Annotated in this window: 17 protein-coding genes; all 17 read left to right on the plus strand. The window is 38.5% G+C overall.

Annotated elements, in window-relative coordinates; genetic code table 11:
- Positions 1–213 precede the first annotated feature (213 nt).
- The 17 genes from CKJ95_RS20700 (at position 214) to CKJ95_RS20780 (ending at position 20,866) form a co-directional block, all read left to right on the plus strand.
- Positions 214–1,143, plus strand: a complete 930-nt coding sequence (locus CKJ95_RS20700; protein ID WP_180271616.1) for a carbohydrate ABC transporter permease — start codon at positions 214–216, stop codon at positions 1,141–1,143.
- Positions 1,136–1,960, plus strand: a complete 825-nt coding sequence (locus tag CKJ95_RS20705) for a carbohydrate ABC transporter permease (protein WP_099355356.1) — start codon at positions 1,136–1,138, stop codon at positions 1,958–1,960. Before CKJ95_RS20700 ends, CKJ95_RS20705 begins: the two co-directional genes overlap by 8 nt.
- A 37-nt stretch (positions 1,961–1,997) precedes the next feature.
- Positions 1,998–5,066: a glycoside hydrolase family 2 TIM barrel-domain containing protein gene (locus tag CKJ95_RS20710; protein WP_099355357.1), complete on the plus strand. Its 3,069-nt coding sequence runs from the start codon at positions 1,998–2,000 to the stop codon at positions 5,064–5,066.
- Positions 5,067–5,641: 575 nt separating this feature from the next.
- Complete coding sequence (locus tag CKJ95_RS20715; protein WP_099355358.1) at positions 5,642–6,934, plus strand: ABC transporter substrate-binding protein; 1,293 nt, start codon at positions 5,642–5,644, stop codon at positions 6,932–6,934.
- A 192-nt stretch (positions 6,935–7,126) separates the two neighbouring features.
- A complete protein-coding gene (locus CKJ95_RS20720; RefSeq protein WP_180271621.1) occupies positions 7,127–7,954 on the plus strand; it encodes a carbohydrate ABC transporter permease in 828 nt (275 codons plus the stop codon).
- Complete coding sequence (locus CKJ95_RS20725) at positions 7,951–8,778, plus strand: carbohydrate ABC transporter permease (protein ID WP_099355359.1); 828 nt, start codon at positions 7,951–7,953, stop codon at positions 8,776–8,778. Before CKJ95_RS20720 ends, CKJ95_RS20725 begins: the two co-directional genes overlap by 4 nt.
- A 65-nt stretch (positions 8,779–8,843) precedes the next feature.
- Positions 8,844–11,903: a glycoside hydrolase family 2 TIM barrel-domain containing protein gene (locus tag CKJ95_RS20730; protein ID WP_099355360.1), complete on the plus strand. Its 3,060-nt coding sequence runs from the start codon at positions 8,844–8,846 to the stop codon at positions 11,901–11,903.
- Positions 11,904–12,088: 185 nt separating this feature from the next.
- On the plus strand, positions 12,089–12,970 hold the full coding sequence (locus CKJ95_RS20735; RefSeq protein ID WP_099355361.1) for a DMT family transporter: 882 nt from the start codon (positions 12,089–12,091) through the stop codon (positions 12,968–12,970).
- Between the two features lie 229 nt (positions 12,971–13,199).
- Positions 13,200–14,201, plus strand: a complete 1,002-nt coding sequence (locus tag CKJ95_RS20740) for a LacI family DNA-binding transcriptional regulator (RefSeq protein WP_099355362.1) — start codon at positions 13,200–13,202, stop codon at positions 14,199–14,201.
- Positions 14,202–14,343: 142 nt separating this feature from the next.
- Complete coding sequence (locus CKJ95_RS20745) at positions 14,344–15,963, plus strand: diguanylate cyclase domain-containing protein (RefSeq protein ID WP_099355363.1); 1,620 nt, start codon at positions 14,344–14,346, stop codon at positions 15,961–15,963.
- Between the two features lie 161 nt (positions 15,964–16,124).
- Positions 16,125–16,838 (plus strand): hypothetical protein, encoded by a 714-nt coding sequence (locus CKJ95_RS20750; RefSeq protein WP_099355364.1) that lies wholly within the window; start codon positions 16,125–16,127, stop codon positions 16,836–16,838.
- A 167-nt stretch (positions 16,839–17,005) separates the two neighbouring features.
- The gene (locus tag CKJ95_RS20755; protein ID WP_099355365.1) at positions 17,006–17,923 is read left to right on the plus strand and encodes a DMT family transporter; all 918 of its coding nucleotides are present in this window, start codon (positions 17,006–17,008) and stop codon (positions 17,921–17,923) included.
- 18 nt (positions 17,924–17,941) lie between these two features.
- Positions 17,942–18,136 (plus strand): hypothetical protein, encoded by a 195-nt coding sequence (locus CKJ95_RS20760; RefSeq protein ID WP_099355366.1) that lies wholly within the window; start codon positions 17,942–17,944, stop codon positions 18,134–18,136.
- 191 nt (positions 18,137–18,327) lie between these two features.
- Complete coding sequence (locus tag CKJ95_RS20765; RefSeq protein WP_099355367.1) at positions 18,328–18,819, plus strand: DUF2975 domain-containing protein; 492 nt, start codon at positions 18,328–18,330, stop codon at positions 18,817–18,819.
- A gap of 10 nt (positions 18,820–18,829) precedes the next feature.
- Positions 18,830–19,039 (plus strand): helix-turn-helix domain-containing protein, encoded by a 210-nt coding sequence (locus tag CKJ95_RS20770; protein ID WP_099355368.1) that lies wholly within the window; start codon positions 18,830–18,832, stop codon positions 19,037–19,039.
- Between the two features lie 96 nt (positions 19,040–19,135).
- Entirely contained in the window at positions 19,136–19,897 is a 762-nt protein-coding gene (locus tag CKJ95_RS20775) for an isoprenyl transferase (protein WP_099355369.1), read from the plus strand.
- A gap of 135 nt (positions 19,898–20,032) precedes the next feature.
- Entirely contained in the window at positions 20,033–20,866 is an 834-nt protein-coding gene (locus CKJ95_RS20780; RefSeq protein WP_099355370.1) for a hypothetical protein, read from the plus strand.
- Positions 20,867–20,870: the final 4 nt, after the last annotated feature.

Here is a 20,870-nt window from a genome sequence, read left to right on the forward strand (position 1 = left end):
AGGTGGGCTCTTCCGAGGCTATTCTTATAGAGGATTTTCAAAAAGTCCGGTGAATATGACGCATCGAATTTCTGTGTTGGCTTGCTTTTCCGTTCCTCACGTATTAACTGCATACGCTCCGGTACTCAAAGCTGCGCCGCCTTGAAATTCTTGGTCCTCTTCATCCTCCTTTTTGAAATCCTAATTGTATAGATTAGTAGGGAGTTGAGAGAAGTGATACAAGCATCTACGAAACAGAACATAGAGACGAAACCAAGAAAGTATAACAACAAACTCCGGTTTAAAAATGGACTAATTGGCTGGTCCTTTATTTCGATCGCAACACTCATGATCTGTATCTTTTATTTCTATCCAATGGTCCAAGCGCTCCTTCTTTCTTTTCAATCAGGAGCTGGAACAAATTTAAGTTTTGTAGGTTTCGATAATTACATGCGGCTACTTAAAGATCCGACGTTTATAACTGCTGTGAAAAACACCGTTATTTACTTGATTATCCAAGTACCTGTCATGATCATTCTGGCCATGTTTTTATCCGTTTTATTGAATAATAAGAGTCTGAAACTAAAGGGATTCTTCCGAACTGCCATCTTTTTACCATGTATTACGTCACTCGTCGCGTATTCGGTCGTATTCAAATATTTATTTAGTACAGATGGCATCATTAACAAAATGCTGATCAATCTTTCGCTGATCGCAGAACCGATTCAATGGCTCACAGATCCTTTTTGGGCAAAGGTAACGATTATTATCGCAATCACATGGCGCTGGACAGGCTATAATATGATTTTTTACCTATCTGCACTTCAAAACGTGGATAACTCTATTTATGAAGCAGCAAAAATTGATGGTGCAAATGCATTTCAACAATTCTTTAAAATTACAATTCCAATGCTAAAGCCAATCATTTTATTTACATCGATTACATCAACTATTGGTACGCTTCAGTTATTTGATGAAGTGATGAACATAACAAAGGGTGGACCAGGTAACGCAACATTAACAATCTCTCAGTATATTTATAATCTCTCATTTAAATATACTCCTGATTTTGGATATGCTGCGACTGTGTCATATGCAATCGTGATTATGATCATTTTCTTCTCGATCATTCAGTTCAAAGTAGCAGGTGATAAAAATGCATAAAATAAAACAGGCTTTCGTTTATATCATTCTATCGATTTTTACGATCATCTCTATTTTCCCGTTTCTATGGATGATTGTTAGTGCGACAAATAAATCTGTTGATGTAACAAATGGAAGGTTATTGCCTGGAACACATTTGTTGGAAAACTTACAGAACCTATTAAATTCGGTCAACCTTGTTCCAGCGTTAATGAACTCAGCGATTATCTCGATTGCAACGACCATTTTATCCTTGATCATTGCATCGCTTGCAGGATATGGCTTTGAAATTTACAGAAGTAAGGCAAAGGATATCGTGTTTACTATTTTACTACTTTCAATGATGATTCCATTTGCAGCATTGATGATTCCGCTATTCCGAATGTTTGGGACGATTTCTCAATATGCACCTGGGATTGGAATTGATACGTTAACAGCTGCTATGTTGCCAAGTATTACAACGGCATTCCTGATCTTTTTCTTCAGACAGAATACAAAGATGTTTCCAAAAGCGCTACTAGAAGCGGGAAGGATGGATGGTTTAACAGAGCTTGGTGTATTCTTCCGAATATATGTACCTACGATGAAAACAACCTATGCGGCGGCAGCAATTATTACGTTTATGGCAAGCTGGAACAACTACTTGTGGCCGCTTGTTGTGTTACAATCACCTGAAAATCATACAATTCCATTAATCATTTCAAATCTCGGTTATAGTTCTACACCGGATTATGGGATTATTATGACAACCATTGTAATCGCAACTTTACCTACAGCACTTATCTTCTTCCTGTTGCAAAAGCATTTCGTAGCAGGGATGATGGGGTCTGTAAAATAACTAACATCACTTGGTAGATGAATAGAAAGGAAGTATGATGATGTCGAATACTCAAATTCAAGAAACAAAACGAATCCAAACTCCAAGTATAGATTGGCTAACTGATGTAAATGTGTTTGCCGTGAATCGAATACCTGCTCACTCTAACCATGTATACTATGAAACAATAGAGGAAGCGAAAGATGCATCTGCGATGAAGATGCGTTACGACTTGAATGGAAATTGGAAATTTTATTATTCAATCAACCCTGATTCAAGACCTGAGCGTTTTTACGAAACGGACTTTGAGTTCTCGGCTTGGGGAAATATTACCGTTCCGGGCCACATTCAATTACAAGGATATGGAACGCCACAATATGTGAATACAATTTATCCGTGGGATGGACATCAAGATATACGTCCTCCAGAAATCCCAACAGATTTCAACCCAGTCGGTAGTTATGTGAAGTACTTTAAAGTACCAGAGAATATGGAAAACAAACCTGTGTATATTTCTTTTCAAGGTGTAGAGTCCGCTTTCTACGTTTGGTTGAATGGGAAATTTGTTGGGTATAGCGAAGACAGTTTTACTCCTGCTGAGTTTGACTTAACTCCTTTTATAATAAATGGTGAAAATAAACTGGCAGTTGAGGTGTTTCAACGTAGCACGGGAAGTTGGTTAGAGGATCAGGACTTTTGGAGATTTTCCGGTATTTATAGAGATGTCTATCTTTATACCGTACCTGAAATTCATGCACAGGATATCCACATTCATACCGAACTTGATTCTTCTTTTAAAAAGGCAGAGCTAAAAGTAGATTTCAAGCTTCTACCAAATGTCCTTGTTGGTTCACAAATCATAGCTGAGCTTTATGATAAACAAGGAAATGTTGTAGCAAAAATAAGTAACGAGCTTACGGCTGAAAAAGGTTCACTATCGATGGCGGTAGAAGCTCCAAAGCTATGGAGTGCGGAAAATCCATACTTGTATAAGCTCTTTATCCAATTTTATAATGCTTCAGGGGAACTTGTGGAGGTTATTCCTCAAAAGGTTGGATTCCGGAAGTTTGAGATTGTGGATAAAATCATGCGACTTAATGGCGAAAGAATTATGTTCAAAGGTGTCAATCGTCATGAATTCAACCATCGGAGCGGCCGTGCGATTACAAAGGAAGACATGCTTTGGGATATTAAAACAATGAAACAACACAATATCAATGCCGTTCGTACCTCCCATTATCCAAATCAAAGCTATTGGTATGAGTTATGTGATGAATACGGAATCTATGTGATTGATGAAATGAATTTGGAGACACATGGATCCTGGCAGAAGATGGGGCAGGTAGAACCATCATGGAATATCCCTGGAAACAAACCAGAATGGAATGATATTGTCTTAGATCGAGCAGTTTCAATGCTAGAGAGAGACAAAAACCATCCGTCCGTCTTGATTTGGTCATGTGGGAACGAGTCATATGCAGGTGAGGTTATTTTAAATGTTACTCGTTACTTCAAGTCTGTTGACCCAAGTCGACTTGTCCACTATGAGGGTGTGTTCCATAATCGTGACTACAACGACGCAAGTGATATGGAAAGCCGGATGTATGCAAAGCCTACAGATATTGAGGAATATTTAACTGACAATCCTGAAAAGCCTTATATAAGCTGTGAGTATATACATGCGATGGGGAATTCCCTTGGAGGCATGGACAAATACACGGCACTTGAAAATAAATATGAGATGTACCAAGGTGGATTTATTTGGGACTATATTGACCAATCCTTGGTGAAAAAAGACCGCTATGGTCAGGAGTTTCTTGCGACCGGAGGAGATTTTGGCGACCGCCCTACAGATTATGGATTCTGTACGAATGGCATCGTCTATGCTAATCGCGAGCTATCACCGAAGATGCAAGAAGTAAAATATCTCTATCAAAATATCAAACTTACTGTTGATAAAACAGGTGTAACTGTTAAAAATGAAAATCTATTTGAAGATACATCGAATTATGATTTAGAATACATTTTATTCTTAAATGGTAAGGAATTGTATCGTAATCAGAATCAAACAGTGGTGATTCCTGCACAAAGTGAAGGTCGAGCTGAATTTAATTGGCCAACAGACTTACTTGAACAAGCAGGTGAATATGTCATCCATGCATCTTTCAAACTGAAAGATGAAGAGACTTGGGCAGATTCAGGCCATGAAATTGCTTTTGGACAATATGTGTTTGAAGAGCAAAAACAGATTACTCAAGTTCCTAGCGGGAATCTACGAGTAGCATACGGAACACAAAATGTTGGTATACATGGTACTGATTTTACAATCATGTTCTGTCGAAAGGCTGGTAGTCTGATTTCGATGAAATATGGAGGCAGAGAGATGATTGAGGCCCCACTACTTCCGCTATTCTGGAGAGCTACTACCGACAATGACAGAGGATTTTCCCAAGGGTTTACATCAGGATGTTGGTATGCTGCTAGTCTAGCTCGCAAATCGATTGGCTGGGATGTAGAGGAAAAAGAGGACCGTGTAGAGGTTACTTTTGCCTATAAATTCTCGATTCACTCGGAAATCGAAGTGAAGAATACATTTACCGTATTTGCAGATGGAAGTGTTCGTGTAAAATCAAATTATCATGGCGCTGGCAATCTTCCGCAAATGCCAATCTTTGCTGTCTCATTCAAGGTTTCTTCTGATTATGACCAATTAGAATGGTACGCGATGGGGCCGGAGGAAAATTATTTAGACCGAGCTGCTGGCGCAAGGCTCGGGGTATTTAAAAATACAGTTGCAGACAATTTGTCTGGCTATTTAAAACCGCAAGAATCGGGCAATCGCACGGGAGTACGTTGGGTAAACCTTACAAACCGTGACGGACAGGGAATAAAAATTGCATCCACATCTCGTCCAGTAGAATGCAATTTCTCACCTTACACGGCCTTTGAACTAGAAAATGCGGCACATCACTATGAGTTGCCAAATGTACACTACACAGTTGTAACAGTGGCAGGCAAACAAATGGGCGTTGGAGGAGACGACAGCTGGGGAGCACCTGTTCACCCAGAATACCTGCTAAATCCAAACGAAGACATGGAATTTGAATTTACGATTAGTCCGATCTAGGGTACCTGATCCCGTGCCCATACTAACAAGAGTCGATTTCCCAATTGTGGGGAATCGGCTTTTTTGTTATTCATGAGTTTAGTTTTAGTTGTGTAAGCATGAAGACCACTTCGGGTGAAAAACATGACTAAAGTGTACTTCATAAGCCTGATGAAGCCCACTTGGGGCAGAAAACTGGTTCGAAATGTTCTTCATAAGCCCGATGAAGAACATTTTGAGCAAGTATCCCATCCGAAAAGTCCTTCATAAGTTCAATGAAAACCACTCCGAGCAAGAATTTCAATTAAATAGTCCTTCATCAAATTCAAGCCAAAGTCTCTTACGACCTTGTTAAGTTTTCTGTATTTTACTAAAATAATCTTTGTGAAGGTTTATGAAAAGGCGTTGATTATACTAACTTTATTTTTGAAATGATCATAGAAATTAGAGATTTTGTGTGAAAATGAGATAACAAAGAAAAAATATTTAGTAAAATAATTATTAAAAGCGTTTACATTTACTAAAATACTTTATATAATAAACCTGTAAAATTGAAAGGGAAAATATAGGACTTAACAAAAAAAGGGGTTATGAAAATGAAAAAGTATCTTTCATTCATCATGGTTTTATTGTTATTAGTAGTCTCTGCTTGTTCAAACAAGACGGATGAACAAGGCTCTACGGGGGACTTCGATAATCCTTCAGGAAAAATTACCGTTTGGGGATGGGATGTAGCAGCTGAAACTATGAATCTAGCTGTGGAAGATTTTCAGAAAAAACATCCTGATATTGAAGTTGAAGTAGAAGATTTTAATAGTTCTGATTTGTATGAGAAGTTAACTGTCGGTCTAGCAGCAAGAGGTTCCGGCTTACCGGATGTAATCCTTATGGAAGATGAACGAATTCCTGGCTATATTAATCAGTTCCCACAGGGGTTCATGAAACTGAATGAACATGGTTATGACCAATATAAAGATTCATTCAACCCAGCTAAAATTGCATCCGTTCAGAATAAAGACGGCGACATGATAGCTGCACCTTGGGATATTGGACCAGCAGTTATGTTCTACCGTGTTGATCTTTTCGAACAAGCAAATGTGGATCCAGATTCAATTAAAACTTGGAATGATTACATTGAAGCAGGAAAGAAAATTAAAGATACAACAGGTGCTCAATTATTACCAATTGATATTGCGAAGTACGACGGAGTATTTCACATGATGCTACAGCAACAAGGACTCTCTTATTTTGATACTGAAGGAAATATCAACCTAGAATCAGAAGAATCTGTCCAAGCAATGGAAGTAATTCAAAAATTACATGAAGAGGATTTAGTTTTTAATAATGATGGTTGGGATGGAATTGTAACAGCTACTGTGAATGGGGCAGTAGCAACGGTCCCTTATGGGATCTGGTACGCAGGAACAATTATGGATCAAGCTCCTGATCTTGCTGGAAAATGGGATGTTTTCTATCTTCCAAGTTTCAAAAATGATGGTGCTAGATATGCAAACGTTGGGGGATCATCCTTGTTAATTCCGTCGTCTAGTAAAAATCAATCCGCTGCTTATGCTTTTGTTGAGTATTTTACAACGAATGTAGAAGCACAACTTATCGGTTTTGAAAAGTTTGGTTTGTTCCCTTCTTTAAATAGCACATATGATTCACCAATATTTACAGCTGAAAGTGAATACTTTAATCAAAGTCCAATTTTTAAAAAGGTATCTGATATTGTAGACCAAGTTCCAGAGATCCCGTTAGATGAAAACTTTGCACGTGCAAGTAAAGTCATGAGTAATACACAAGCATCGGTTTTACTTGAGAATAAAGAGGTTAGTTCAGCATTACAAAACGCTAGTAAGCAATTAGAAAATGAGATTAAAAAATAGTATCAACTAATATATCTGGGATGAGGGTGAGAAAAAAGAAGTAAAAAAGCCCTCATCTTTATTAATAGTTAGGGGTGTGTTTTAGTGGAACAGCCGGATAAGGTCGTTACAATCATTACAGATGTTAAGGGAAAAACCAAGAAGAGAGTCGGTTCACAAATCATTACTCCCAAAAATGCACCATACTTTTTTATGGGACCTGCTCTTCTTTTAATTATCGTTTTTACAATTTATCCAGTTATCTCTTCATTTTTATTAAGTTTCCAAGAGGTACGTGGGGTTGAAAAAACGTTTGTTGGATTATCAAATTACGCAAGGTTATTCCAAGATCCAATTTTTTATAAATCATTACTCAATACATTTCAAATTCTAATCGTTCAAGTGCCGTTGATGCTTTTTCTTGCTCTAATAATTGCGGTTGGGCTGCACTCGTCAATGGTTAAATTCAAAAGCCTTTTTAGAATTGCTTTTTTTATGCCTGCCATTACCGCACTTGTTGCAGCATCAATTGTTTTCATGATTTTGCTTGATGAGCAATTTGGTCTTGTAAACTATCTTCTATCAGTAGCCGGCATTGAGCCGATTACATGGCTTACTTCACCTTTTTGGGCGAAGGTCTCAGTGATTTTAGTTATGACGTGGAGATGGACGGGATATAACATGGTTATCTTTTTAGCTGGTTTGCAAAATATCCCTGATTCTTTATACGAAGCTGCAAGCATAGATGGAGCAAGTAAATTCAAACAGTTTTTTATGATTACAATTCCACAACTAAAACCGGTTTTCGTATTTACAGTCGTGATGTCTACAATCGGTACCCTTCAACTATTCGATGAACCTTTTATCTTAACTGAAGGTGGCCCTAATAGTGCAACAATGACAATAACGCTTTACCTATATGAGGTTGGCTTTAAATATTTTGAGTTTGGTTATGCATCTTCAATTGCATATGTACTTGTATTAATTATTGCTGTTATTTCTTGGATTCAAATGAAGTTGGTAGGTGACACAGACGAATGAAAACTTCCAATAAACTCTCAAAAATATTTATTTATGGCTTACTACTAATTGGTGTGATTATATCAATTGGACCGTTCTATTGGATGATAGTAGGATCAACTCTACCAACAGGACAGATCTTTTCATTACCGCCTAAATTGTCTCCAGGGGATTTTCTTGCAAAGAACTTTGCATCATTAAAAGACTCGCTGGGAATTGCACGTATCTTTTGGAACTCTATCTTTATCGCAATAGTCTATACCGTTTTAAGTACGCTTATAGCTGCTATGGCGGGTTATGCGTTTGCTAAGTTTCGTTTTAAAGGGAAGAATGTAATTTTCTTCATTATATTATGTTCATTAATGATTCCATATCAGGTTACCCTAATTCCATTGTTTGAAATGATGGTGACCTTTGATTGGCTTAATACTTACCAGGCTATTATTCTACCAACTTTAGCATCGCCATTTGCTATTTATTTAATGAGGCAAAATATGTTATCTGTGCCTGATTCGATTATTGAAGCTTCACGTGTTGATGGTGCTGGAGAAATTAAGATTTTCTTTACTATTGTTTTGCCGGTTGTTCGGCCAGCATTGGCAGCCGTTTCAATTTTTCTATTTATGTCTCAGTGGAACAGTTTGATCTGGCCACTAATTACGTTAAATTCAAAAGAAATGTTTACGTTGCCTGTAGCATTATCAAGTTTAATTGGACTGGCACGCATTGATTATGGGCAATTAATGCTAGGCACAGCTTTATCGACTCTCCCGATCATGGTATTTTTCTTGCTTATGCAAAAGCACTTTATTTCGGGAATATTGGGTGGGTCAGTTAAAGAGTAACCATTTAATGTACTGGGAATTAAAAATGTGAATTGAGAAAATACTGGTTTCCGGAGGAAGATAATATGCGACGAGAGATGAAAAGATGGGAGAATATCCATCTAACTGGGATCAACAGACTCCCTGCACATACCGATTTTTATAGATATGAAACAAAAGAGAATGCAAAAACGTTTAACAAAGAAAATAGTATCGGCTATACATTACTTGACGGCGTGTGGAAGTTTTTATTTGTAGATGCACCAGAGCTTTCACCAAAGGGATTTGAGGCGGAGGACTTCGCAATCGAAGGTTTAGATGATATCGAAGTGCCATCAAGCTGGCAAATCAAGGGTTACGGAAACATGCATTACACAGATGTTTTGTACCCATTTGCGATCAACCCTCCATTTGTACCACAGGAAAATCCAACAGGGATTTATTTTAGAGAGTTAGAGGTTTCTAATTTAGCAGATGACGAAGCCCTTATTTTAAAATTCAATGGGGTTGACTCTGCATTTGATTTATATGTGAACGGACAGCATGTCGGTTACAGCAAGGTTTCTAGAGTACCGTCTGAATTTGACATTACGGAGTATGTGAAACAAGGAACTAACCGTCTAACGGTAAGGGTGTATCAGTTCTCTGACGGCACATATTTAGAAGACCAGGATATGTGGTGGCTGTCGGGAATTTTTAGAAGTGTTGAGCTTTTTAAAATCAACAAAAATTCGTTACAGGATGTTTTTGTGGAAACACTGCCTGATGAAAACTATGAAAATTTCAGTTTGAAAATCGGTGGAGAATTTTTAACAAGCGATGTAAAAGGTTTATTTGCAACTCTATATCACCAAGATGAGAAAGTGGATCAGTTTGACATCGAAGTGGCTGACGGAAAATTCGAGATTAGTAGATTAATAGAAAAGCCGCATTTATGGAATGCAGAGGAGCCAAATCTTTATCATCTTGTTTTTGAATATTCTTTACCAAACGGTGATAAGGAAATTGTGCCGCTTCGCGTTGGTTTTCGTTCAATTGAGGTTATCGACAATGAAATCCGCGTCAACGGAATACGCATTTTCTTTAATGGGGTGAACCGTCACGACTCACACCCGAAGACAGGTAGAACGGTAAGCTATGAGGATATGCTTCAGGATATTAAAATGATGAAGCAGTATAATATTAACGCTGTTCGTTCAGCGCACTATCCAAATAATGATGTATTTTATGATTTATGTGATGAGTATGGATTATACGTAATAGATGAAGCGGACCTTGAGTGCCATGGCTTCGAAAACACGGGTAATTATAACTGGATATCCGATAATGAATTATGGGAAAAACAATATGTAGACCGTGCAGTTCGTATGGTAAAAAGAGACCGTAATCACCCAAGTATTGTGATGTGGTCATTAGGAAATGAGTCAGGAGCTGGACGCAACTTCACAGCGATGTACAACGCGATCAAGGCAATCGACCCTACTAGACTCGTACATTATGAGGGTGACAGAGTTGCAGCTTACAGTGATGTTTACACAACCATGTATACTCGCTTAAAGCCGCTCGAAGAAATTGGTAAAAATGCAGAAGGTAAGAAGCCCCATATTTTATGTGAGTATGGACATGCGATGGGGAATGGTCCTGGTGGTTTAACTGAGTACCAACAGTTAATGCGAAAGTATCCTCGATTACAAGGTGGCTTTATTTGGGAATGGTGTGACCATGGAATTGAAACGACGAATGAAAATGGTGAAACATACTATCTGTATGGCGGCGATTACGGCGACTTCCCAACTAACGGAAATTTCTGTATTGACGGGCTTGTCTACCCAGATAGAACGCCATCACCAGGACTAATCGAATACAAAAAGGTTATCGAGCCGATTGTGACGGAAGAAGTAAACTTAGCAGAAGGAAAAATCCGTGTGAAGAACTTATACGATTTTAGAAACATAAGTGGAATCGTGCTTCATATTGAAGTGAAATCCTTCGGCACACTGATCGAGGAAAAAGAAATCAAACTACCGAGTATCCAGGCTCAGGAAGTAGCAGAAATTAAGTTGCCAATCGATGTAGCAAAAGCTGCCCAGCATGACGATGTTCGTATCTACCTAAGCTTTCGAGAAGCTGAAGATACTCTCTATGCGGAAAAAGGACACGAGATTACAAAGGAAAGCTTTTTACTAGAATCTACGAAACTTGAAAAAGGCTTGAATACTGTCGCTTCAATCGGGTCTGATTTTGTCATTGAAGACGAAGCAGCTCAGCTTAAAATTGAAAATGATATGTTCAAGGCTGTTTTCTCAAATGTGTATGGCACACTTGAATCCTTCGAAAGTGAAGGGGAAGAGATTATCAGCAAAGGCCCTGAGGTAACGCTTTGGAGAGCGATTATTGACAATGATATGTATAAAAAGGATGACTGGATTAACAAGTACTTCCTTAAAAACACAAAAGAACAGCTTGGCGAAGTCACTTATGAGGTGTCTGAAGACCATGTGGACGTAGTTATCACGAAGTTCTTATCAACTGTAAACCAAGCATGGGGCTTCCATTTAACATACAATTACCGGATTACAAAAAATGGTGCACTAAACGTTGACTTAAAAGGTGAAAAAGTTCTACGTGGCATAGAAATTCCAGAAATGCTGCCACGTATTGGAGTAACAATGAACCTTAACCAAGATTACAACGATGTTACTTGGTATGGTCGTGGGGATTCTGAATCCTATCAGGATACGAAACGTAGCCAACCAATTGGACTTTACAACAAGACTGTTGAAGACATGCACACTGATTATGTGTATCCACAGGAAAATGGATCAAGATGTGATACCTCTTTCCTAGCGCTAGCAAAAGGTGACCACAAGTACCTGATTAATTTTAAAGAAGAGTATGACTTCACAATTCATGATTATGAAACAAGTGCACTTGAAGAGGCGAAACACCGGGGTAATATTAAGAAGTCACCATTCAATGTGTTGACCATTGATTATAAGCAAAGTGGTGTTGGAAGCAATAGCTGTGGTGAAGAGCAGTTACCTCCATATCGAACAGTGATTGAGGACTTCCGCCTTCAATTTGAAATTCGGAGTATTAAAAAAGAAAATCTAGTTGAAGAAGCTAAATACTTTATTGTACGCTAAAATAAACATTAAGCAGGAAAAAACTCTGCTTATATTTAAGAAAGTGGGCTCGTCGATACCTCCTTCACGTGGACATCAAGCGTCTTTCTTCAATTAATGGGACACGGGGACAGGTCCCCTGTCCCACGAATCTAAAAAATGGGACGAGGGACCTGTCCCTTGAGTCCCAATAGGTGGAGGTTTACATGCGGAAATATTTTGGGGAAATAGGTCTTACGATAGTAGCCATCATTTGGGGAAGCGGGTTTGTGGCGAGCGCGGTGTCGCTGGAACATTATACACCTTATCAAATTCTAGCAATCCGTTTCCTAATTGGTGTTCTTTTGTTAAGTCTTGTATTTTTTAAGAAACTAAAACACATCAAAAAGAGTACGTTAATCAAGGGTTCGATCATTGGAATCTTTCTATATTTAGCATTTGCTCTACAAACAGTCGGGTTAGTCTATACCACACCATCGAAAAATGCCTTTTTAACGGCGGTAAATGTGGTGATTGTTCCGATTATTGCATTCTTTATCTTTAAACGAAAAATGGATAAGTTTGAGCTCTTTGGCGCAGTGCTTGCGATAACCGGAATAGGAGTGTTATCACTTCAGCTCTCAGGAGGCATCAACTTTGGAGACTTCTTGACCTTGTTATGTGCGGTTGCATTTGCATTTCATATTTTCTACACGGCACAGTTTGTGAAAGATGAAGATCCAGTGCTATTAACGGTGATTCAAATGGCGGCTGCCACGGTTTTGGGTTTCATCGTCGTCCTTTTCAAAGGAGAAATGAATTTTACGGCTAGTTTTGAAGGAGTATCGGCGGTTCTGTACTTAGGGATTTTCTCCACAACAATTGCGTTTTTACTGCAAACAGTCGCCCAGAAATTCACGACCGAAACAAATGCGGCCATCATATTATCAACAGAAGCATTCTGGGGCATGGTATTCTCCGTTATCATTTTAAGCGAAGTGTTAACAACAAGAATGATCATCGGAGCCATTATTATTCTTGTAGCCATCATCATTTCCGAAACAAAGCTTAAATTCATAAGGAAAAAAAGCTACAAAGAAGCAGTGTAACAATTGATCATCTGTATTAAAATGGAAGTATTAACTTTATTCATCAAAAGGTTCCAATTTATTTAAAGTAGATAAAATCAATGAGTATATAGGGATAATTTTAGTTTAATAAAGTTAAAGCCTCCGGCGGATGCCACGATTTTTCAAAGGAGTTTTTCGACCATTGTCGAAAAAAATCGGGCGCAAATACGCCAAGGCGCATTTGAATATATAAAAGTGGGTATGATATATGGCGACAATTAAAGATATAGCAGATTTAGCGCAGGTTTCCATGGCAACGGTCTCTCGGGTGTTAAACTATGATGAAACGTTAAACGTTGCACCAGAGACTAGAAAGCGAATTTTCGAAGCGGCAGAGGAACTAAATTATGTCGTTACCCCGAAAAAGAAAAAAACGAAAAAGAAAGGGATAGTGGGACTCTACTATTCCTATTCACTAGAAGAGGAATTGGTCGACACCTATTATCTTTCGATTCGGGTTGCACTAGAAAAGAAGCTTGAAAGCCTGGGGATGGAATTTTTCAAAATTACAAAAGACGATACAAAAAGAAGTCTTTCAAAGGTGGACGGAATCATCTGCCTTGGAACCTTTAAAAAAGCAGATATTGAATTGATTAAGAGCTTTGATAAGCCATCGGTTTTTGTGGATTCAAACCCAGATGAGGATAGTTTTGATGCAGTTGTCATCGATTTTACCTCTGCGACGAAAACAGCCCTCAACTATTTGGTTGACCTAGGACACCAAAAAATAGGTTTTATCGGTGGCGTTGAAACAGATATGTATGGTAATCGGTTCAAGGACTTACGACAGGATGTCTTTGAATGCTATTTAAAGGAAAAAGGAATCTTTAATGAGGAATTCGTCAAAATTGGCGGCTATAATCCAAAGGATGGCTATCAAATCCTTAAGGAAATGCTCACTCAGAAAGAAAAACCAACCGCGGTGTTTGTTGCAAACGATTCAATTGCTGTCGGTTGCTACAAGGCAGCTTATGAATTAGGTGTTAAAATACCGGAGGACCTAAGCATCGTCGGCTTTTACGATGTGTCCTCTGCACAATACATGATGCCACCGCTTACAACCGTAAAATTGTACACGGAAATTATGGGAGAATCCGCGGTCGACTTACTGCTTGAACGAATTGCAACTAAGCGTGAAATCTGTAAAAAAATAACCATTCACACAAAGCTCATTGTCAGAGGCAGTGCTACAAAGGCAAAAAAGAGCTAACCGATAATCCGCGAAACGAACAAGTTTCGTGGATTTTTATTTGTAATCCAATCGTATTTTGAATGTATTTCTCCTATTAAACCATCCTAATGATAAGGTGGTGACGGCATCGCCCCAAATCTTTTGAAAAGGTGTTTTATATATGTTGTTTTCAACTCAAGGTAGCTATGAGACAGAGTATCATTTATGGATGGTTATTCTTTCGATACTGATTGGTATTTTTACTTCATATGTTGCCCTTCATTTAATAAAACGAAATATGAAAAGCGCAAAAAGCGATATGTTTTGGTTGTTTTCAGCCTCGCTTGTGATGGGCGGGGGTGTTTGGGCGGTGCATTTTATCGGGATGCTAGCAGTCCATATAAACGTATCCGTCACGTACAATACCTGGCTTGTCCTTGCCTCTTTATTTCTAATTGTGTTTTTTTCGCTGCTTGCCTTTTCCCTTATCTCGAAAGGACAGCAAACGAAAACAGTGGCGATTAGTAGTTTATTGCTGAGTCTCGGTATTTTTGGGATGCACTTTTTAAGCATGCGTTCGATGCAAATGGAGGCCAATCTTTCCTATGCAACTCTACTTTTGTTGCTTTCTCTCTTAGCAGCGTTTATCGGATCATCGGTGACATTCTGGCTATTTTCGAAATATAGAAATGAAGCTTGGTTTGGATTTGCCGGATCCATCTTTTTAGGCACAGGAATCGCAGGCATGCATTACACTGGAATGAGTGCAACGACCTTCGAAAAAGTCGATTTTCATCACCAAGGTGGCCATTTAGGATATGTTTTATCTGGATATACAATCGCAACGGCTATTACGATTTTTATTCTCATTCTGCTTGTATTGCTCCTTTTTCATGCAAGCAGCGACGACAGACTGAGAACTCGTTTATTAGTGAGTGAAGAACATTACAAGCGTTTAGTAGAATTGGCACCAGTTGGGATCACCATCCATAAGTTTGGCATAATTCATTATATCAATCCTACTGGAATGAAAATTTTAGGAGGCACGACTGCAAGGCAAATCGTCGGAAAGCATTTTCTCGACTTCATTCACCCCGATTATCATCAAATAATTAAAAATAGATGGAAGGCAATCCGAAATGATAAGCCGGTTGAAGCGATTGAAGAAAAAATGATTCGTGTGGATAAGCAGACCATTTATGCCGAAGTATCTGGTTTTCCATATGAAATGCAAGGGGAAACATTTGTCCAAGTGTTTTTTACAGACATTACTGCAAGAAAAGAAGTGGAGGAGATGATGCACCAGCTCGCCTTCCATGACCCTTTATCAGGCCTACCTAATCGGAGATACTTTGCTCAAAAACTAAACGAAGCAATCGAGAGAGGACAACCTCTTTCATTATTATTTTTAGATCTCGATGGATTTAAAGCGATTAATGATACATATGGCCATGATGTCGGTGACACCTTCATTCAACGAATATCATTGCGATTAAAGGAACTTTTGCCAGAACAGGGAATGCTGTCAAGGATGGCAGGGGATGAGTTTAATCTGTTTCTTACGAATACAAATGTTGAGGAGACAAAGCAATTTGCTGAAACAATCATCCAGTCCATTCGGGAAGCCGTCATTATCGAAGACATTTCTGTTAGCGTGACCTCAAGCATAGGAATCGCCTTTTATCCAGAGGACGGCAATACAGCGCAGGTTCTTATGAAACATGCCGATATGGCCATGTTCGAAGCAAAACATAAAGGGAAAAATCAGTATTGTTTTTATTCAAGGCAAGGGGATTTGTAAAAAGCAGGAAGTAAGGATGTATTTTAAGTTGGATATAGTTAAAAGGTCTTGTATTTGAAATTTAAGGAGAGGGAATTATTGCCTATTTTTTTGAATTCTGTTGTATGCCCAAAATTTGGATACTATAATTAGTTTTTGAGTGGGTTTATAGGAGGAGAAAGATGGAGAAAAAATGGGGAAGTATACTTTTTACTTTGGTATTAGCAATTCTACTAACAGCTTGTGGTAGTTCGGATGAAGCATCGAAAAAGAGCGAAAACCAGTCAAAGCCGTCTAATACGGACGTAGCAGAAAAAGAAACAAATACTCAGGAAGAAGACACTGAAACAAAAGAAACCGAAGAAAATAGTGAAGAAACAAATAGCAAGGAAGCAGAAGTTTTTAGAGCCTCTGGTGACGATGAGAAAGAAGAAGCACAACCTGCTGAAAACTTATTTGATTCAGACAAGGTATTTTATTATGATAATGACTCCATAGAGATTAAGCTTACGAATGCCTCTTTTGTAAAAGAATTTTCGGTTTCCAATCCGAAGCCCGATGATATTTGGGCAACACGCAGTACGAATGCAGATTCTCAAATCTATTTGCATCTAACAGGTACCATAAACAACGATACAACGGATATTTTTCACTATGGACACAAGCTTGCACCAGTTAAATTCTTTTTACAATACGATGGCAAGCATGAGTTTGAAAGTTTAGCAGCAACAGAGGAAGAGGAAGGTACTAAATTCGGTGGGGCTAGTGTAAATCCCCTAACAAAAGGGAATGTTCATATCTATTTCCAAGTTCCAACACCTGTTTCTGAAACAGATAAACCATTGGTCCTTAAAGTGCTTTTTGATGATGAGACAATTGAAGTGCCCATAAGATAAGAAAAATAAAGGAAAGCTGAGTGATGGTGTATGCTCGGCTTTTTTTATGTAAAATTGTAACTTTAGGAACTTTTGTGTAATTGATAATGCGAAAATGGTGTATTTACTTTTAAAATTTTTCGAATTCTGGTAACATATTGGCAATACATCCATCGGGGGAAACGCTAATGAACAAAAAGACGGCGGGGCTTTCAATTGCAGCAGGTGCGGCTTTATGGGGCATTATCGGTTTATTTGTAAGCAATCTGTACGCAATTGGCTTTACGCCACTACAGGTTGTTGCTGTGAGAGCAATCGCAGCCTCTATTTTTCTCATTACATATGCTCTTTTGAGAAATCCGAGTGCCTTCAAAATGAAGCTAACTGACAGCAAATATTTTATTGGTACAGGAATTATAAGTATTGTCTTTTTTAACTGGTGCATGTTTGTAGCGATTGAGGAAACTTCTATTTCTGTTGCTGCGATTCTCCTTTATACCGCACCAGCATTTGTCACGATATTTGCTAGAATTTTATTTAAAGAGAAACTCACCACACGAAAAGTCCTGGCACTTGTGGTAACTATTGTGGGCTGTGCTTTTGTTGTAGGAGTCTTTCCAAACTTTTCAGGTACAATTTCTCTCTTCGGTCTTGTGGTCGGAATCGGATCCGGATTTTTTTATGCGCTTTATAGCATCTTTGGCAAGTTTGCACTTAAAAAATATGATTCTCTTACTGTCACGGTTTATACGTTTATTTTTGCTGCAGTTGCAGTAACACCATTTAGCGGGATATGGAAGGTAGCGAATCTATTTACGGATATAAAAGCTTGGATTTACATAGTCGGATTAGGATTTCTCTCAACGATGATGGCGTTTATCCTATATACAAAAGGCTTACAGTATATTGAGTCAAGCCGGGCTTCTATTATTGCTACGATAGAACCAGTTGTTGCAGCAATTATTGGCTTTTTTATTTTTCAAGAAACCTTGCAAATGTGGCAATATGTTGGGATTATCATGGTGATTGCAGCTGTGATCATTGTTCAAGAAACAAGCGAAAAGCTCCCAAAAAAGGCTATGATCGAAAATGAGACATCTTTATAATCGAGGTGAAAAAATAAAGTGAATACGGCATTTACTATCGTCATTATCCTTGGAATCGTTGCATTAATTGGAACCATTTTAATAGCAGGAAAAGGGGACGCAAACTACCGTGAAAAAACCAAGAGAAACAGCATCACCCTGACCCTGATCTATACAATCGTGATTTTGCTCTCATTGATTGCGGTTGGCGTGTATATTTGGAGATATGTATAAATCATTTAAAGTGTCCTTGCGGGCGCTTTTTTTAGTTTGGGAGATATATTCGGGTGGATGCAGCAGAAAGGGATTAAATGATTAACTCAACTGTAAACAACAAAAACAAAATAAATTTCAATAACATTTTATTGTAAAACGATAAAAAGTGTGGTAAATTAAATTGACAATAAATAAAAGAGGTGTAGGTTATGAAACTAAGTTCAACACGTTTTTTAAGGTTGGCCGTTATTATAATAGGAATTCCCGTTTTAGCTCTCTGTATATTTGGGCTTCCACAGGTTGTGAGTATCGCATTTAAAGAAGCAACAAATGGTGCGACATTGGGGTATATGGTACTTGGTATTTTAACTATCATGTATGTTTCGGCGATTCCGTTTTACGTTGCACTGTACCAAGCGTTTAAGCTTTTAAATTATATCGACAAAAACATTGCTTTCTCGGATCTATCAGTAATAGCTCTAAAGAAAATCAGAACCTGTGCCATCACGATTTGTGGTTTATATGTATTAGCTTTACCATTCGTGTTTATCGTAGCAGAGTGGGATGATGCACCAGGCCTCGTATTACTCGGATTGGTCATTGTTGGTGCTTCAATGGTGGTTGCAGTCTTTGCGGCCCTACTCAAAAAACTTTTACAAGAAGCGATCAATATAAAAACAGAAAATGATTTAACGGTCTGAGGTGATAACAATGGCGATAATAATAAATATTGACGTAATGTTAGCTAAAAGAAAAATGAGCGTAACAGAACTTTCGGAACGGGTTGGGATCACAATGGCTAACCTCTCCATATTGAAAAATGGAAAGGCAAAAGCGGTTCGTTTTTCAACATTAGAAGCGATTTGTAAAGCCTTGGATTGTCAACCAGGAGATCTATTAGAATACCGAAGTGACGAATAATGAATGGTACAGGGGGACAGGTCCCTCGTCCCAAATGGGACAGTGAACCTGTCCCTATGACCCACTGGAAAAACAAATTTTTAAGGAGTTAAAAATATGGCAATGAGAATTCCTTTTTTTAATCAGAAACAAGCGAAAGAATCATTCGATTATCGTGAAGGTCAAACTCCGGAACATATCGCAATTATTATGGATGGGAATGGCCGTTGGGCTCAGAAGCGGGGCTTGCCTAGAGTTGCTGGCCATAAGGAAGGGATTTCTGCCGTCTTAAAAACTGTAAAGGCAGCAGTTAAATTTGATGTGAAGGTTTTGACATTATATACGTTTTCCACGGAAAACTGGAAGCGTCCAAAGCCTGAGGTAGAGTTTATTTTGAGGCTACCTAAGGAGTTTCTTCACCTTTATCTACCAGAACTTATTTCCAACAATGTACGGATTGAGGCGATCGGTGATATGGAGAATCTTCCGTCTCATACACGTGAAGCGATTCAGTATGCAATTGAACGGACGAAAGACAATGATGGACTTCTGCTGAATTTTGCCCTCAACTATGGAAGCAGGCATGAGCTTCTCCATGCCATGAAAACAATGCTTAAAGACATTAACAATGATAAATTGAGCCTTGATGAGCTAGATGAACAGCAGTTTAATCAATACCTATATACAGCAGATCTGCCCGAGCCAGACTTACTGATTCGCACCGGCGGGGAAAAACGACTGAGCAATTTCCTCCTTTGGCAGCTGGCCTATACCGAATTCTGGTTTACCGATGTACTGTGGCCCGATTTCGATGAGGAAGAATTCATGAATGCATTACAAGAATACCGACAACGCAAAAGAAGATATGGCGGAGTATAAGTGGTACACGGGGACAGGTCCCTCGTCCCAGTTGGGAAGAGGGACCTGTCCTTTGTGTACCATTTTTGTAGATGAAGATTGATGAAAAACACCCTTTCCTACACTCGCCCATAAACTGAAACCAGGGTGATGAATATGCGAAATCGGAATCAAATGGACATAAACTCTTATCATCAAAAGTATTTTCGTCCATCTTGCTTAAACGCTTTAAATCTAAGATTTAGCAGTTGGAAGTTCTTCGATCCATATTATGATAAAACACATGAGCAAATCCAGTTACCTCTAGAATTGACGAGAACCCCTGAAGATACACTTATCAACTATTTTAGTATTTTACGGGAGGCAGCAAGTCTAGGAAAGAGGAGTTGCGGTTCAATCGGTAACGGTCAGATGCCATTTCCAATTGCCTATAATTTTTTGTCCGAAGCCTATCAAAATAAACTATCCTATGAAAAATATGTAGATTCGTTTGCTGGAATCGGGCATACGAGTTTGCTAAAGCTTTGTCGAGTACCAGATGGAAATGAGAAAATCAGATTCTTTTATGAAATTGAAACGATTGAGTTACGGGAAGACCTGATGGTTGAGTATTTTGGCTATTCTTATGGATTTATCCAGTTGGAACACGAAAAAGAAGGCTTTCGAATTTCGGATATGAGTAAGATAGGAGAAGATTTTCTATGTGCCCCATATCATGGCTGGGACCACGATGTAGAATCCGTAGTAGGAATAAAATATGGCGAATGGTGCAAAATGATTCAACATTTGTACCCGACGGTTAAAAATGGATACATGAAAACGATTTGCTTCCATGGTAAGGATGGAACGGATTATTGTATTCTATTTTTTACATTAACAAATGGAACTGATGTTGAAATTGCTCAGTTTCGAAAAGTAGGAAATGAGCCTTGGAAACAGGTTCACATCAAGCCTGAAGAAGATTGTATACCTAAACCTAAAAAGATTTAATTAC

Origin of the sequence: Fredinandcohnia onubensis (assembly GCF_002734285.1) — a bacterium.
Taxonomy (GTDB): Bacteria; Bacillota; Bacilli; order Bacillales; family Bacillaceae_L; genus Ferdinandcohnia; species Ferdinandcohnia onubensis_A.